Origin of the sequence: Actinopolymorpha singaporensis (assembly GCF_900104745.1) — a bacterium.
Classification (GTDB): domain Bacteria; phylum Actinomycetota; class Actinomycetes; order Propionibacteriales; family Actinopolymorphaceae; genus Actinopolymorpha; species Actinopolymorpha singaporensis.
In genome coordinates this window covers 5,665,981-5,679,856 of the sequence record NZ_LT629732.1, presented here as the reverse complement: position 1 = coordinate 5,679,856, position 13,876 = coordinate 5,665,981, and the positions used below count along the sequence as shown (strand labels likewise).

The window sequence follows — 13,876 nt, the reverse complement described above, 5'->3', positions numbered from 1 at the left end:
TGGGTAGATGGCCAACGACGTTTACGGCATCGACGGCATCCGCGCGGCCTACCCCGCACTCGCGGACGGGCACGCGTACCTCGACGGAGCGGGTGGCACCCAGGTGCCGCAGCCGGTGGTCGACGCGATCGCGGACGCCTACCGCCACGGGCTCAGCAACGTCGGCGGGGCGTCGGCGGCCAGCCGGCGGTCGGACGGGATCGTCGCCGAGTGCCGGCGGGCGGTGGCCGACCTCGTCGGCGGCGAACCCGAGGGCGTCGTCCTCGGGCCCAGCATGACCGCGCTGACCTACCGGCTGGCCGACGCGCTGGCCCGGCAGTGGGGACCGGGTGAGGAGGTGGTGGTGTCCCGGCTCGACCACGACGCGAACGTCCGGCCGTGGGTCCAGGCCGCCGAACGCGCCGGGGCGACCGTGCGCTGGGCGGACGTCGACCCCGCGACGGGCGAGCTGCCCGTCGAGCAGTACGACGACCTGCTCGGCGCCCGCACCCGGCTGGTCGCTGTCACCGGTGCGAGCAACCTCGTCGGCACCCGTCCCGACGTCGCCGCGATCGCGGGCCGCGCCCACGCGGTCGGCGCTCTGGTCTACGTCGACGGGGTGCACTCAACCCCGCACACCCGGGTCGACGTCCGCGCGCTCGGCGCCGACTTCTACGCCACCAGCGCCTACAAGTGGTCCGGGCCGCACCTGGCCGCGGTGATCGCCGATCCGGTCGCGCTGGACGGCGTACGCCCGGACAGGCTGCTGCCCGCGCCGGAGGAGGCGCCGGGGCGGTTCGAGCGGGGCACCCTGCCGTTCGCCGACCTGGCCGGTGCCGTCGCCGCCGTCGACCACCTGGCCTGCCTCGACGGCGCCGCCGCCGGGTCGCGGCGGGCGCGGCTGCTGGCGTCGATGGCCGTGGTCGAGGCGTACGAAGCGGACCTGTTCGCATACCTCCTCGGCGCCCTCGACGCGATGGCGCACGTGACCACCTACGGCAAGGCGGCCCGGCGTACTCCCACCGCCTACTTCACCGTCGCCGGCCACACTCCACGGGAGGTCGCCGAACACCTCGCGGACCTTCGGGTGAACGTCTCCAACGGCTTCAACTACGCCTGGGAACTCGCCGCGGTGCTCGGCGTACGCGACACCGGCGGCGCCGTCCGGGCCAGCCTTGCGCACTACACCGACCGTTCCGACGTCGACCGGCTGCTGGAGGGCGTCGCCGACCTCGCCCGGTCCGGAGCCGCCCGGGCAGCCCACCGGCGAGGCTGACCGGGCCTGATCAAAGGCCGATCCGGGCCTGATCCGGGCCTGATCCGGGCCTGATCCGGATCCCGTCGAACGAGCCTGGTGATAACCGCCGCGCACGCCTGGCCAAGCACTATGGTGAGCGGCCAAAGGAACCATTGACGTGTCCAGTTCGACGGCACCCGGCCGATCCGTGGCGTGGGCCAGCACCTGCCGAGCTGACTCATCCGACCTCGCAGTCAAGGGGGTGGACGCCATCGCCGAGATCGTGGTCACGAAGACCGGAACGTCGACCGTCGCGGCCGTGGGTGACGAGATCCTCGTGCAGTTGCCGGAGAACGCCACCACGGGCTACCAGTGGAGCGTCGAACGCGTGTCCGGGCCGCTGGAGGTGGTGTCGTCGGAACTGGCGCTGCCCGGCGCCGGCACCGGTGCGGCACCGGTGCCGGGTGCGGGTGGGCAGAGGCTGGTCCGGCTCGCCGTCGTCGCGCCCGGCCTGGGCGCGGCCGAGCTCGTCCTCAGCCGCTCCTGGGAGACGAGCTTCCTGGAGCGCTTCGAGGTCGAGATACGCGCCCGGCCCGCGACCTCCTAGCGCAGCGGTCCTCGGGCACCCGCCCGCCGTACGGCCCGACCACCGGGACCGGCCGGCGCGCGAGTGCCCAGCACGGACGGTTGCCCGGCCACGTGCTCGGTTCGACAGCCGTTCACCACAGGTAGATCTGCCGGATCACTCCCTCCGCGTCCTCGCAGACGCTAACTGGTCGGCCGGTGCGGTGTGCCTGCGCGCCCAGGAACGCCAGCGCGGTGCCGGCGCGTTCATCCGCGCGGGGCAACCGGCGCCAGCCGGGCCCACGCAGGAACAGCCACGGCGTGCCCGGCCCCTCCGCCGGCCGGTACGCCTCGACCTGGACGTTCGTGTGCCACTGACCGAGCCGTACGCCGGGCTGGGCGCCCACCTGGGCACCCCAGGTCGCGGCGGCCAGGTCGGCCTCGGTGAGGTCGCCCGCCCGGCGCCGCGGCGGCGGCGCCAGCGGGGGAGTGAACGGCGGCTCGGGGCGGGAGCCGGGCGCGCTGCCCGTCGAGGTCGCCGTCGTGCGTGGAACGGGAGCCCGTGCCGAGCTTCCTTCGGTGAACGTGGTCGCCATGGTGTGGATCCTCACGAAGGATGGAGCGAGGTGATGCGTCCGTCGTCCTCGAACAACCGGACCGGCCGTCCGAGGGCCTGCGACGTCGCGAGCTCCGTCAGTAGCGGATGCTCCGGCGTCAGGTCGTCACCGTCGAGGCTGAGCCAGCCGCGTACGGCGCCGTACACCCACACGTGGGTGTCGTCCTCGCCCGCCCACAGGGCGAGAACCGTCATTTCCGGCAGCAGGGCGCGCAGGGTGACGCCGGTGATGCCGTAAACCTCGACACCACCCGGACCGGGGTAGGACTCGATGTCGCACTCGCCGTAGCCGATCCGGAAGAAACCCTGCTCGCCCCATCCGGTTCCCCAGCTGTTCTTGGCGATCCAGCACTGTTGGGCGTCGTCGTATCCGACCAGTACGACGCAGTGCCCGCCGGTCGCCGCCCCGGTCAGGTGCCGGTAGACGCCCGACCGGTAGCTGAGGAAGTCCTGGTACACCACGAGGCAGGCGATGACCGCACCGTAGGTGCGCAGGTGCTCCTTGATCGCACCCGGACCGGCTCCGATCCGGGTGAAGCCGGTGACCCGGACGCGCCGGTCGAGCCAGCCGGGGTCCAGCCCCGTGTCGTCGGCGTCATTCGGGGAGTACGGAAGGCAGTCCTCGAACGCCACGCCGGACTCGGCGACCGACGGCAGCAGCCGACCCGGCCACCAGCCGGTGTCCGCGCCCGCCCCGTCGGACCGGCCGTAACCGTGGAACGCGTGTGCCTCCGACAGGTCCAGCGGCAGGTCGGGCATGTGCCGGGTGAACCGGGCGACGTGCTCGACAGCGGCCAGCGTCGCGAACGCCACACAGCTGCCGCACGGCCCCTGGTCCTTGACCGGCGTGGTGTAGTCGACGCCGTCCACGTCGCGCAGGTCGAAGTGGCCCGCCTCACCGGCGTCGCCACCCGTTCGGTTCGACCGGTCCCCGGGGCGGGGAGCCCCGGGGGCGGGCGTCGCCGGGACAGTGACCCGGGGCCCGCCGGGGCCGGCCTCGGCCGCGCGGGGCCTGGGCAGCGGGAAGCGGACCCGGTCGGCGCGCTCGCTCTCCGACAGCGCCGTCATCGGGTTCCGCGCCAGATCCCAGGGCGTACCGGCGCAGTTCAGCGTCCGGTCGAGGCCGGCCAGGTCGAGGGGCTGGTGAACAGGCATGGTTCCCCCGTGGGCGTTTCCGGTGGATCGGGGACTCCGGTCGCCTGCGGGTACGCCGGTGCGGGCCCGGCGGCCGGTCTGGTGGGACTGTCTGACGGAACGATCGGTGGGACGACCGGTGGGACAAGCACGGAAGGCCGTGGCGCGACCGACGGCGTTCCCCGGTGGGCCGCCGAAGCGTGCGGGCCCGCTGCTCTGCGACGTCTCCATGGACGCCCTCCAAGGGGTCCCGGGATGGTGACTTCCGGGGCCTTGCGTTCTGGGTACTCCCATGTGAGAAGAGTGACAAGTGTTAACCGGAAAGTAGTCATTGCAGTTCGGTGAATGTTCAGACACGCAAAAAGGCCTGGTCAGCGGCGGTTCGGTCGGCATCGCGAGGTCTGCCGGGGCGCCGGTCGGCACCCCGGCGCGGGTCCCCGGCCTGTCGGTGCGGCCGTCTAGGCTGACGCGAGTCGGGTGCGAACAGGACACTTCACGACATCCGGCACACGACTTTCCGGGAGGAGCAGGCATGGGTGGTGCGACGGCGGCGACCGACGTGGACGCGCGTACGGACGACCTGACCGCGAGGGACGAGGGGAGCGAGCCGGTGGAGCCCACGGACCCCGACGGCGCGGCAGTGGAGTTTCGCGACGACGTTTCGGTCGAGCTGGTCCGGTCGGCCGCCCGGGACGCCGACGTGCTCTTCGCTGCCCGGGTGTCGACCAAGGGAGAGCAGTCCCTGGACGACGTGGAGGCCGACGCCCAGCGGTCCGCCGGCCTGATCAACTACCTCATGCGGTCCCGGCACGGCAGCCCGTTCGAGCACAACTCGATGACCTTCTACGTCCACGCGCCGATCTTCGTCTTCCGCGAGCTGATGCGGCACCGGATCGCCTCCTACAACGAGGAGTCCGGGCGCTACCGCGAGCTGCGGCCGGTGTTCTACGTCCCCGGCCCGGAGCGGAGGCTGGTGCAGGAGGGTAAGCCCGGGCACTACCAGTTCGTGTCGGGCACGCCGGAGCAGCATGCGCTGGTCGAACGCGAGACCCGTGAGCAGTGCACCCGGGCCTACGCGTCCTACCAGCGCATGCTGGCGGCGGGCGTCGCCCGCGAGGTGGCCCGGATCGTGCTGCCGCTCACGATCTACTCCTCGGCCTACGTCACCGTCAACGCCCGCTCGCTGATGAACATCCTGTCGCTGCGCACCAGCCGGGAGGAGTCCGCGGTCCCCTCCTACCCCCAGCGCGAGATCGAGATGATGGCCGAGCGGATGGAGGAGGAGTGGGCCCGCCTGATGCCGCTCAGTCACGCGGCCTTCCAGCGCAACGGCCGGGTCGCCCCCTGAGCGGGGGACCCGCCCAGGCGCCAACGCTGGTTGGTAGTTCGGGGTCAGCCGGCGAACCCGAGGTCGCGGCGGCGGTCGGCGACCACTGCCGCCACGCCATCGGCGAACGCGTCCACCGGCAGCGCGGGCAGCCGGCGGTCGTCGCGCAGCCGGACCGACACGCTGCCGGCCTCGGCCTCCCGCGCGCCGACCACCGCGAGATAGGGCACCCGGCGCGGGCGCGCGGCCCGCACCCGCGCGCCCAGGCTCTCGTCGCGGTCGTCCACGTCGACACGTAGGCCCGCCTCCTCGGCCCGCAGAGCCACCGTCCGGGCTGCCTCGGCCTGCGCCGGGCTCACCGGGAGGACGAGCACCTGGACCGGTGCGAGCCAGGGCGGGAGCGCGCCGGCGTAGGCCTCCAGCAGGTAGGCCATCATGCGTTCCATCGACGCCAGCACGCTCCGGTGCACCATCGCCGGCCGCCTCCGGCTGCCGTCGGGAGCGACGTACTCCAGGTCGAACCGCTCCGGCTGGTAAAGGTCCACCTGCACGGTCGAGAGGGTGAACTCCCGCCCGTGCGCGTCGTACACCTGTACGTCGATCTTCGGTCCGTAGAACGCCGCCTCGCCCCGCACCGCGCGAACCTCCACGCCGTGCTGTTCGAGCGCGTCCCGCAGGATCGCCTCGGCGCGCTCCCACATCGGCGCCTCGCCCGCATAGGACTTGCCCACCTCCGGCGGACCGGGCAGCGACAGCCGGTGGTACGCCGCGCGGATCCCGAGAACGTCGTACGCCTCGTCGATCATCGCCAGCGCCCGCACCGCCTCCCGCGCGGCCTGCTCCGGCGCGCAGAAGATGTGCGCGTCGTTCAGGGTGATGCCGCGGACTCGGGTGAGGCCGCCCACCACGCCGGACCGCTCCATGCGGTACATCGACCCGACCTCCCCGATCCGCAGCGGCAGCTCGCGGTGGCTGCGCAGCCGGGAGCGGTAGACCAGGGCGTGGTGCGGGCACAGCACGGGCCGCAGGACGAGGTCCTCACCGCCCACCCGGAACGGCGGGAACATGTCCGGTCCGAAGTGCTGCCAGTGGCCGGAGCGTTCGTACAACGCGCGCTTGCCCAGCGCGGGGGTCCGCACGTGGCGATAGCCCTGCCGGCGCTCCAGGTCGAGGACGTAGCGCTCGAGTTCGGCGACGACGGCGGCACCGTCGGGCAGCCAGAGCGGGAAGCCGGCGCCGACGAGTTCGTCGCCGGTGAAGATGTCGAGCTCGCGGCCGAGCCGGCGGTGGTCGGCCGGAGAGTCCGCGGCGGCCACGGCATCCTGTCGGAGGGATCCACCGAGTCGTTCGCCGGGTTCGACCGGTTCGTGGGGGAATGAAGCGGCCGGTGAGTGGGGTGCGTGCATGGGAGTTCGTCTCCTTCGGGTGAGGGAGGGAGCACCCCGAGTGCCGACGGGCCCGGGAAGTGCTCCCGGGCCGTCCGCGCGGCCGTTATCGACTGATCGTTGCGAAAAGATCGTCGGGACGAGGCCGCCGCGTCGCGGGAAGCGACTGCGGCGTCGTCGTGCTGAACAGGACCGACGCGGAGTTCACGGCACGAGCGTAGCGGAGATCGCGGCCGTTCGTGCCGCCACCGGCTCCGCCGATCCACCCCGGACCGGTAGCGTGAGGTCCCATGGCTCCCAGCTCAACGCCTGCCGAGGCGTCCCGCGCCCCCCTCGGCCGCGTCCTTACCGCGATGGTCACTCCGTTCACCGCCGGTGGCGACCTCGACCTGCCCGCCGCCCAGCGCCTGGCGACCCACCTGGTCGACACCGGCAACGACGGCCTGGTGGTCAGCGGCACCACCGGTGAGTCGCCCACCACCAGCGACGCGGAGAAGGACGCGCTGCTGCGCGCGGTGGTGGAGGCGGTCGGCGACCGCGCGACCGTGGTCGCCGGCACCGGCACCAACGACACCCGGCACGCCGTCGAGCTGTCGGTACAGGCGGAGAAGGCCGGCGCACACGGCCTGCTCGTGGTGACGCCGTACTACAACAAGCCTCCGCAGGAAGGCCTGCTGGCGCACTTCCGCACCATTGCCGACTCCACCGGGCTGCCGGTGATGCTGTACGACATCCCGGGCCGCACCGGCACCGCGATCGCGACCGAGACGCTGATCCGGCTCGGCGAGCACCAGCGGATCGTCGCGGTGAAGGACGCGAAGGGCGACATCGCCGGCACCACCGCGGTGCTGGCGCGCTCCGACCTCGCCTACTACAGCGGGTCCGACGAGTGGAACCTCGCCCTGCTCGCGACCGGCGCTGTCGGCGTGGTGAGCGTCGTCGCCCACGTCGCGGCCAGGGAGTACGCCGACATGCTGGCCGCCGTCGACGCGGGTGATCTCGCGACCGCGCGGGCGATCGACCGCCGCCTGGTCCCGGCGTTCCAGGCGATCATGACCCGAACCCAAGGAGCGATCATGGCGAAGGCCGCGCTCGAAGTGCTGGGTGTTCTGCCCGGCCGTACCGTCCGACCTCCGCTGGTCCCGGCCACGGAGGACCAGCTCCGGGCGCTGGGAACCGACCTGCGGGAGGCTGGACTCACCTCATGAGCCACCCCCACCCCGAACTCGGCACCCCTCCCACGCTTCCTCCCGGCGCGCTGCGCGTCATCCCACTCGGCGGTCTCGGCGAGATCGGCCGCAACATGACGGTCTTCGAGCACGACGGCCGGCTGCTGATCGTCGACTGCGGCGTGCTCTTCCCCGAGGACAAGCATCCCGGCGTCGATCTGATCCTCCCCGACTTCGAGCCGATCCGGGACCGCCTGGACGACATCGAGGCGCTCGTCCTCACCCACGGGCACGAGGACCACATCGGTGCGGTGCCGTACCTCCTGCGCGAACGCCCCGACATCCCGGTGGTCGGCTCCCAGCTCACCCTGGCGCTGCTGGACGGAAAGCTGCGCGAGCACCGGCTGAAGGACGTTCCGCACCACGTCGTCCGCGAACGCCAGCGGACGCGGTTCGGCCCGTTCGACCTGGAGTTCGTGTCGGTCAACCACTCGATCCCGGACGCGCTGGCGGTGGCCATCCGCACCGGTGCGGGGACCGTCCTGCACACCGGCGACTTCAAGATGGACCAGCTTCCGCTGGACCGCAGGCTCACCGACCTGAGGGCGTTCGCCCGGCTCGGCGAGGAGGGCGTCGATCTGTTCCTGGTCGACTCGACGAACGCCGAGATGCCCGGCTTCACCGTCTCCGAACGCGACATCACCCCGACGATCGACCGGGTCTTCGCCAGGGCAGACCGCCGGATCATCGTCGCCTGCTTCGCCTCGCACGTGCACCGCGTCCAGCAGGTGATGGACGCCGCGGTCGAGCACGGCCGCAAGGTGGCCTACGTCGGGCGCTCGATGGTCCGCAACATGGGCATCGCCAGCGACCTGGGGTTCCTGCGGGTGCCGCCGAACACCGTGATCGACGTGCGCGACGTGGACAAGTACGAGCCCAACGAGGTGGTGCTGATCTCCACCGGTTCGCAGGGCGAGCCGCTGTCGGCGCTGTCCCGGATCGCCGCCCGCGACCACCCGCAGATCCGGATCGAGGTCGGCGACACAGTGGTGCTGGCGTCGTCGCTGATCCCCGGCAACGAGAACGCCGTCTACCGCGTGATCAACGGGTTGTCCCGCTGGGGTGCCAACGTCGTGCACAAGGGCAACGCGCTCGTGCACGTGTCCGGCCACGCGTCCGCCGGGGAGCTGCTGTACTGCTACAACATCATCCGGCCCCGCAACGTCCTGCCGGTGCACGGCGAGATCCGGCACATGCGGGCCAACGCCGACCTGGCGGTGGCTACTGGTGTGGCCCGGGAACGCGTCGTGCTCGCCGAGGACGGCGTGGTGGTCGACCTGATCGACGGTGTCGCCAGGATCGCCGGCAAGGTCGACTGCGGTTACGTCTACGTCGACGGCTCGACCGTCGGCGACATCACCGAGACGTCGCTGAAGGACCGCCGCATCCTCGGCGAGGAGGGCTTCATCTCCGTCATCGTGGTGGTCGACTCGGTGACCGGGAAGGTGACCGGGGGACCGGAGATCAAGGCCCGGGGCTTCGCCGAGGACGACTCGGTCTTCGATCCCGTCCTGGAGAAGATTTCCGAGGCGCTGGACCGGGCCGGTCGCGACGGCGTGGACGACACCTACCAGCTTCAGCAGTTGATCCGGCGCACCATCGGCAAGTGGGTGAGCGACACCCACCGCCGCCGACCGATGATCATTCCGGTGGTCGTGGAGGTCTGAGTCCCGGATCAGCCGCCGAGGGCGTCCAGCCGTTCGAGCAGGGTGGCGCGTTCACCGGCCGGCAGCGGCGGGGCGTACGGGTCGAACGCGACGTCGGCGGGCAGCAGGCCCTGCCAGGCCGCCACCCAGGCCATCCGCTGGACGTAGCCCTCCATCGGTTCGCGGAACGTCAACCTGGCAAGGGCGTCCAGCCGTGCGGAGGCGCGGACGAACTCCGGGAGGTCGCCGCGCGTCCAGGAGTCCAGGACGGCTGCCGACCACGCCGGCAGCGCGGCTGCGATCCCGAGCAGCGCCGCCTGCGCACCCCACATCAGCGACGGTCCGTACATCCGGTCCTCACCGGTGAACACCAGCGCCTCGGGCGCCGCGGCGGTGGCCGCCTCGAGCAGGTCCTGGCAGGCCATCGCGTCGTCCAGCAAGGCCAGCTTGACACCGCACACCCAGGGGAGGGCGAGGAGTTCGGTGAGCGTGCCCACGTCGTACTGCAGGCGGCTCGCGCGCTCGTACAACACGAACGCCACCAGCGGGAGGCCGACCTCCTCACCGAGCCGGACGTGCAGGCCGACCGTCGCGGCCCGGTCGGCGTACGGAACGGGGGACACCAGCAGGGCCCTGGCGCCGGCATCGCGCAGCCGGGCGCCGAGCGCGACGAGGTCGTCCGGTGAGCCGGTGCCGGCAGGCAGCGACAGGCCGGCCACGACCGGCGCCCCGGTCGCCTGCCCGCACTCGCGGACCAGGAAGGTGAGGTCGTCGGCGGGTAGGTGGACGCCGCGGCCGGTGTGCGCGCCGACCGCCAGTCCACGTGCACCGGCGTCGACAAGTGCGGCGGCGTACGGTGCCACGGCCGAGCGCGCCACGGTGCCGTCGGGGCGGAACGGCGTGAGCGTCGCCGCCACGAGCCCGCCCCGCAGAAGGTCGCGCACCTGGGCGACGGCCGCCGTCGCGCCGGCCAGGCCGGTCGGTGGGTTTCCGGGCGATCCTGGGCTGCTGGTCATGGTCCCCGAGTCTGCCCTGTCCGGGTTCGGGGGCGGAGTCCGGATGCGGGTGGTGTGGCGCTTTCACGCCGGACGCCGCCCCCACCGGCCGAGAGTGCGGGCGGTGTTCCGGCCGAGGCCGTAACCTACGCGCCATGAAGACAACCGTGCGGCCGTCCGCGGCGCGCCCCGACCAGGGAAGCCGGCGCGTGGTGCCGCGGGCGGACCGGACCCTGTTGTTCGGCGTGGTGGGCCCTGCCGACCTGGTGCCCCGAGTCGCCGCGGTGGTGGATGCGACGCCCGCCCTGCAGGCAGTACGCCTGCCGTACCGCCAGGAGCAGGAGACCGCCCGCATCCTGCGCGAGCACGCCGACGAGGTGGACGCCTGGCTGTTCACCGGCGTGGTGCCGCACGCGATCGCCGACGCCGAACACGCGGTCGGTGCGCCGGCCGGGCACGTGTCGTACAGCGGTCTCACGCTGCTCGCGGCGCTGTTCCGGCTCGGCCGCGAGGGACGGGACCTGACCCGGATCAGCATCGACACACTGGACCCGCTGGAAGTACGCGAGACGCTGGCCGAGGCGGGTCTGGCCGAGGACGCCGCCCGCACGATGGTCTACGCGCCGGAGGTGCGATCCCGGGACGTGGTGGCGTTCCATCGGCAGGCCCGGCAGGACGAGGGCGCCACGGTTGCGGTGACCTGCCTGCGGTCGGCGTACGACGTGCTCCGCAAGGAGATGCCGGTGGTCCGGCTCGCACCCTCACCGCGCGACATCCGCGACGCCGTGGACGAACTCGCGTTGCAGACCAGGAACGTCCACCACTCCGACGCGCAGGTGGCGCTCGGGTTCGTGGAACTGGACGAGGCCGACCCGGCGCTCGAACGCGACCTCGGCGAACTCGGCGGTGCGGTGGTCCGGATCGACGCCGAGCGCTATCTGCTGGTGACCACGCGCGGTCCGTTGGAGCGGGTCACCGACGACTTCCGGGCCGCGCCGTTCCTCGGTCGCCTGGCCGAACGGCACGACCACGTGCACGTCGGGCTCGGCATCGGGCGTTCGGCAGGAGAGGCGGCCGCACACGCCTCGCGCGCGCTGGCCCGCGCCCGCGCGCAGGGCGACGTCGCCGCCGTCCTCGCCGCGCCGCACGACGCCGACATCATCCTCGCCGTGGGCGAACCCGCAGAGGCGGCCGGCCCGACCGACCTGGGCCGGCTCGCTCAGCGGCTGGGGATGAGCCGGACGACCCTGCAGTCGCTGCGGCAGTTCCTGGAGGGCGTCGAGGAGGGCCGGGTCACCGCGACCGAACTCGCCCTCGCGTTCGAGATCCAGGAGCGCAGTGCGCGCCGGCTGCTCAAGCGCCTGGAACGCGCCGGCGCGGCGGTCCCGGTCGGCACCCTGAACGAGGGCCAGATGGGCCGCCCGCCGGTCGTCTACCACGTCGAGCTGGGCTGACCGGGCCGCCCGGCGGCCCGGTCCGGGGGCCTGATCGGGCGCCCCGACCGGGCCCCGAGGAGTCAGCGCAGCCAGTCGTCCAAGTGCTCGGCGACGAACTCGTCGTCGGTGAGCTCGGGGTAGGCCGCGCACACCCGGGCGATCTCCTCCGCCTGGCCGGGGGAGAGGCGTTCGTGCGGGTCGAGGCACCAGGTGCCGGCCAGCAGGCCCTGCCGCCGCAGCACCTCGTGCACACCGGCGATGCAGCCCGCGAAGCCGCCGGTGGCATCGAACACCGCGGCGTTGGCCTCGGTCAGCCGGGTGCTCTCCGCGAGCAGCGCCCGCAGTTCGGCGTCGTCGCCGGCCCAGGCCCGGCGTACCCGCTCCAGCATGCGTACCGCCCGGTGCGTCCACACCGCCCACTGGCCGAGCAGGCCGCCGACGATGCGGCGCTGCACCACCTGGCCGCCAACCTGCGCGCTGATCGGCGCGAGCAGGTCGGTCACGATGGTGTCGTCGTTGCCGGTGTAGAGCGCGACCTCGCCGCCCCGGTCGGCCTCGGCGATCCCGCGCACCGCCTCCATCGTGCGGTAGCGGTCGAACGGCGCGAGCTTGGCGGCCACGACGCACGGCAGGTCGGCGAGGTCGCGCCAGAACTGGCGGGAGAGGTACCTCCCGCCGACCGCCTCCTGGAGGTAGAACCCGAACACCGGCAGCACCTCGCCGACGGCCTTGGCCCGCAGCAGCAGGTCCTGTTCGTCGAGGCCGGGCCCGGCGGGGCCGAGGAGAACGGCGTGGTAGCCGAGCCGGGCGGCGAGCTCGGCCTCGCGGACCGCCTGGTGTACGTCGCCGACGGCACCGGCGACGCGCAGGAACGGCCGGCCCGCGACCGCCTCGTCCAGCGTCTCCCGGGTCAGGTCGAGAACGGGTTCGAGCAGTCCGGCGGATCTGATCGTGAACTGCGTGGTGTGGACGCCGACCGCCACCCCGCCCGCACCCGCCGCGGCGTAGTAGCGGGTCAGGGCGCGCTGGCGGCGTTCGTCGAAGGTCCGGTCGGCGGTGAGGGCCAGCGGGTGCGCCGGAATCACGCAGCCCTCGGCGAGCAGTCGCGCCTGCGCGGCCGGGAGAGTGGCCGCCATCAGAACCGCCCGTCCCGTCGCTGGAACTTTGTCGGCTTGTCCCACAGGGTGCCGCCGGCCGCGACCCAGGCCGCCTGCGCCTCGACCAGCGCACCCGCGGAGATTTCCGGATAGCCGAACAAGGCGTGACAGCGGGACGCGTCCGACAGCAGCGCGGTCGGCGCCTCGGTGCCGGAGTACCGTGGCTCGACGCCGAACAGTTCGCCGAACCTCGCCGCGACCCGGCGTACGGAAAGGGTTTCCGGCCCGGTGAGATTGAGGGTGAGCGCCGGGCTGGACGCGTGCAGCAACGAGCGGAGGGCGACCTCGTTGGCGTACGCCTGCCAGACGACGTTGACGTGCCCGGTGGTCACGTCGACCGGCTCACCGGCCCGCACCGAGCGGGCGATGTCGGCCAGTACGCCGTAGCGCAGGTCGACCGCGTAGTTGAGCCGTAGCAGGGCCACCGGCGTGCCGTGCCGGGAACTGGCGTAGGCGAACGCGCGCTCGCGGCCGAGGCACGACATGGCGTACTCGCCCACGGGGTCGGGCGGATCGGACTCGGTGCAGCCGCCGGCGGTGACCGGGACCAGCGGGTAGACGTTGCCGGTGGAGAACGCCGCGATCCGTGCACCGGCGTAGCGGCGGGCCACCGCCACCGGCAGGAAGGCGTTGACCGCCCACGTCTGCGCGGGATCGGCGGACGAGCCGAACTTCGCACCCACCATGTAGACGACGTTGCCGGCGTCGGGAAGGTCGGTGAGGTCGGCGTCGGGGGACAGGTCGAAGGAGACGGTACGAACGCCTCGCTCGCGCAGCCGCTTCTCGACCTCGCGGTCACTCCAGCGGGACACCGCGACCACGTCGACGTCGGTGCGTCCTGCGGCGTCCAGGCCGCGCCGGGCGAGGTGGCACAGGCTGGGGCCCATCTTGCCGCCGGCGCCGAGCACCACCAGGTCGCCGGTCAGCTCGGCGAGGTCGGTGACCAACCGCGGTGGGGGCTCGGCCAACCGCCGTTCCAGGTCGTCGTCGGACTCGAACACCGTTTGTCTTCCTTTCCTCGCCGCCGGACTGCACCGGCATTACGGTCGAGACCGTATCTAGAGCGGGTTCCTGCGTCAACGTCCGGACCGCAGCGGCTCGCCGGGACACCCACCTCCCGGCTCCCGCAGGCGCCACATGCGTGTCCTGGCGAACTCGTTCCCCTCCGGCC

At 72.7% G+C, this 13,876-nt stretch carries 12 protein-coding genes; 6 read left to right on the top strand and 6 right to left on the bottom strand.

Features of this window, described 5'->3' with window-relative positions:
- Nucleotides 1–7 precede the first annotated feature (7 nt).
- Together BLU27_RS25370 and BLU27_RS25365 are read left to right on the top strand one after the other, a co-directional pair.
- Nucleotides 8–1,255: a cysteine desulfurase-like protein gene (locus BLU27_RS25370; RefSeq protein WP_092656122.1), complete on the top strand. Its 1,248-nt coding sequence runs from the start codon at nucleotides 8–10 to the stop codon at nucleotides 1,253–1,255.
- 139 nt (nucleotides 1,256–1,394) lie between these two features.
- Nucleotides 1,395–1,823, top strand: coding sequence for a protease inhibitor I42 family protein (locus BLU27_RS25365; RefSeq protein WP_197681574.1), 429 nt, complete (start codon nucleotides 1,395–1,397; stop codon nucleotides 1,821–1,823).
- A 112-nt stretch (nucleotides 1,824–1,935) separates the two neighbouring features.
- Here BLU27_RS25365 and BLU27_RS25360 read toward each other — a convergent pair whose 3' ends face one another.
- Entirely contained in the window at nucleotides 1,936–2,376 is a 441-nt protein-coding gene (locus BLU27_RS25360; RefSeq protein WP_157728802.1) for a hypothetical protein, read from the bottom strand.
- An 11-nt stretch (nucleotides 2,377–2,387) separates the two neighbouring features.
- Nucleotides 2,388–3,551 carry a C1 family peptidase gene (locus BLU27_RS25355; protein WP_157728801.1) on the bottom strand — a complete coding sequence of 388 codons (1,164 nt, stop codon included), beginning with the start codon at nucleotides 3,549–3,551 and terminating at the stop codon, nucleotides 2,388–2,390.
- A 511-nt stretch (nucleotides 3,552–4,062) separates the two neighbouring features.
- Between BLU27_RS25355 and thyX the strand changes: the two genes are divergently transcribed.
- On the top strand, nucleotides 4,063–4,878 hold the full coding sequence (gene thyX, locus BLU27_RS25350) for an FAD-dependent thymidylate synthase (protein ID WP_092656119.1): 816 nt from the start codon (nucleotides 4,063–4,065) through the stop codon (nucleotides 4,876–4,878).
- Nucleotides 4,879–4,922: 44 nt separating this feature from the next.
- On the opposite strand, the gene thrS is transcribed toward thyX, so the two are convergent.
- A complete protein-coding gene (thrS, locus tag BLU27_RS25345) occupies nucleotides 4,923–6,173 on the bottom strand; it encodes a threonine--tRNA ligase (RefSeq protein WP_241827628.1) in 1,251 nt (416 codons plus the stop codon).
- Between the two features lie 359 nt (nucleotides 6,174–6,532).
- Between thrS and dapA the strand changes: the two genes are divergently transcribed.
- Nucleotides 6,533–7,450: a 4-hydroxy-tetrahydrodipicolinate synthase gene (gene dapA, locus BLU27_RS25340; protein ID WP_092656117.1), complete on the top strand. Its 918-nt coding sequence runs from the start codon at nucleotides 6,533–6,535 to the stop codon at nucleotides 7,448–7,450.
- Nucleotides 7,447–9,138 (top strand): ribonuclease J, encoded by a 1,692-nt coding sequence (locus tag BLU27_RS25335; RefSeq protein ID WP_092656116.1) that lies wholly within the window; start codon nucleotides 7,447–7,449, stop codon nucleotides 9,136–9,138. Before dapA ends, BLU27_RS25335 begins: the two co-directional genes overlap by 4 nt.
- 8 nt (nucleotides 9,139–9,146) lie before the next feature.
- Here BLU27_RS25335 and BLU27_RS25330 read toward each other — a convergent pair whose 3' ends face one another.
- Nucleotides 9,147–10,133 (bottom strand): dihydrodipicolinate synthase family protein, encoded by a 987-nt coding sequence (locus BLU27_RS25330; RefSeq protein WP_092656115.1) that lies wholly within the window; start codon nucleotides 10,131–10,133, stop codon nucleotides 9,147–9,149.
- Nucleotides 10,134–10,267: 134 nt separating this feature from the next.
- On the opposite strand from BLU27_RS25330, the gene BLU27_RS25325 reads away from it, so the two are divergent.
- The gene (locus BLU27_RS25325; protein WP_157728800.1) at nucleotides 10,268–11,566 is read left to right on the top strand and encodes a hypothetical protein; all 1,299 of its coding nucleotides are present in this window, start codon (nucleotides 10,268–10,270) and stop codon (nucleotides 11,564–11,566) included.
- A 62-nt stretch (nucleotides 11,567–11,628) separates the two neighbouring features.
- On the opposite strand, the gene BLU27_RS25320 is transcribed toward BLU27_RS25325, so the two are convergent.
- Nucleotides 11,629–12,684 carry a dihydrodipicolinate synthase family protein gene (locus BLU27_RS25320; RefSeq protein WP_092656114.1) on the bottom strand — a complete coding sequence of 352 codons (1,056 nt, stop codon included), beginning with the start codon at nucleotides 12,682–12,684 and terminating at the stop codon, nucleotides 11,629–11,631.
- Entirely contained in the window at nucleotides 12,684–13,706 is a 1,023-nt protein-coding gene (locus tag BLU27_RS25315; protein WP_092656113.1) for an NAD-dependent epimerase/dehydratase family protein, read from the bottom strand. Before BLU27_RS25315 ends, BLU27_RS25320 begins: the two co-directional genes overlap by 1 nt.
- Nucleotides 13,707–13,876 lie beyond the last annotated feature (170 nt).

Coding starts and splice junctions, on each gene's coding strand:
- BLU27_RS25370 (WP_092656122.1), top strand. CDS start 8: ATGGCCAACGACGTTTACGGCATCGACGGCATCCGCGCGGCCTACCCC.
- BLU27_RS25360 (WP_157728802.1), bottom strand. CDS start 2,376: ATGGCGACCACGTTCACCGAAGGAAGCTCGGCACGGGCTCCCGTTCCA.
- BLU27_RS25355 (WP_157728801.1), bottom strand. CDS start 3,551: ATGCCTGTTCACCAGCCCCTCGACCTGGCCGGCCTCGACCGGACGCTG.
- thyX (WP_092656119.1), top strand. CDS start 4,063: ATGGGTGGTGCGACGGCGGCGACCGACGTGGACGCGCGTACGGACGAC.
- dapA (WP_092656117.1), top strand. CDS start 6,533: ATGGCTCCCAGCTCAACGCCTGCCGAGGCGTCCCGCGCCCCCCTCGGC.
- BLU27_RS25335 (WP_092656116.1), top strand. CDS start 7,447: ATGAGCCACCCCCACCCCGAACTCGGCACCCCTCCCACGCTTCCTCCC.
- BLU27_RS25330 (WP_092656115.1), bottom strand. CDS start 10,133: ATGACCAGCAGCCCAGGATCGCCCGGAAACCCACCGACCGGCCTGGCC.
- BLU27_RS25325 (WP_157728800.1), top strand. CDS start 10,268: ATGAAGACAACCGTGCGGCCGTCCGCGGCGCGCCCCGACCAGGGAAGC.
- BLU27_RS25320 (WP_092656114.1), bottom strand. CDS start 12,684: ATGGCGGCCACTCTCCCGGCCGCGCAGGCGCGACTGCTCGCCGAGGGC.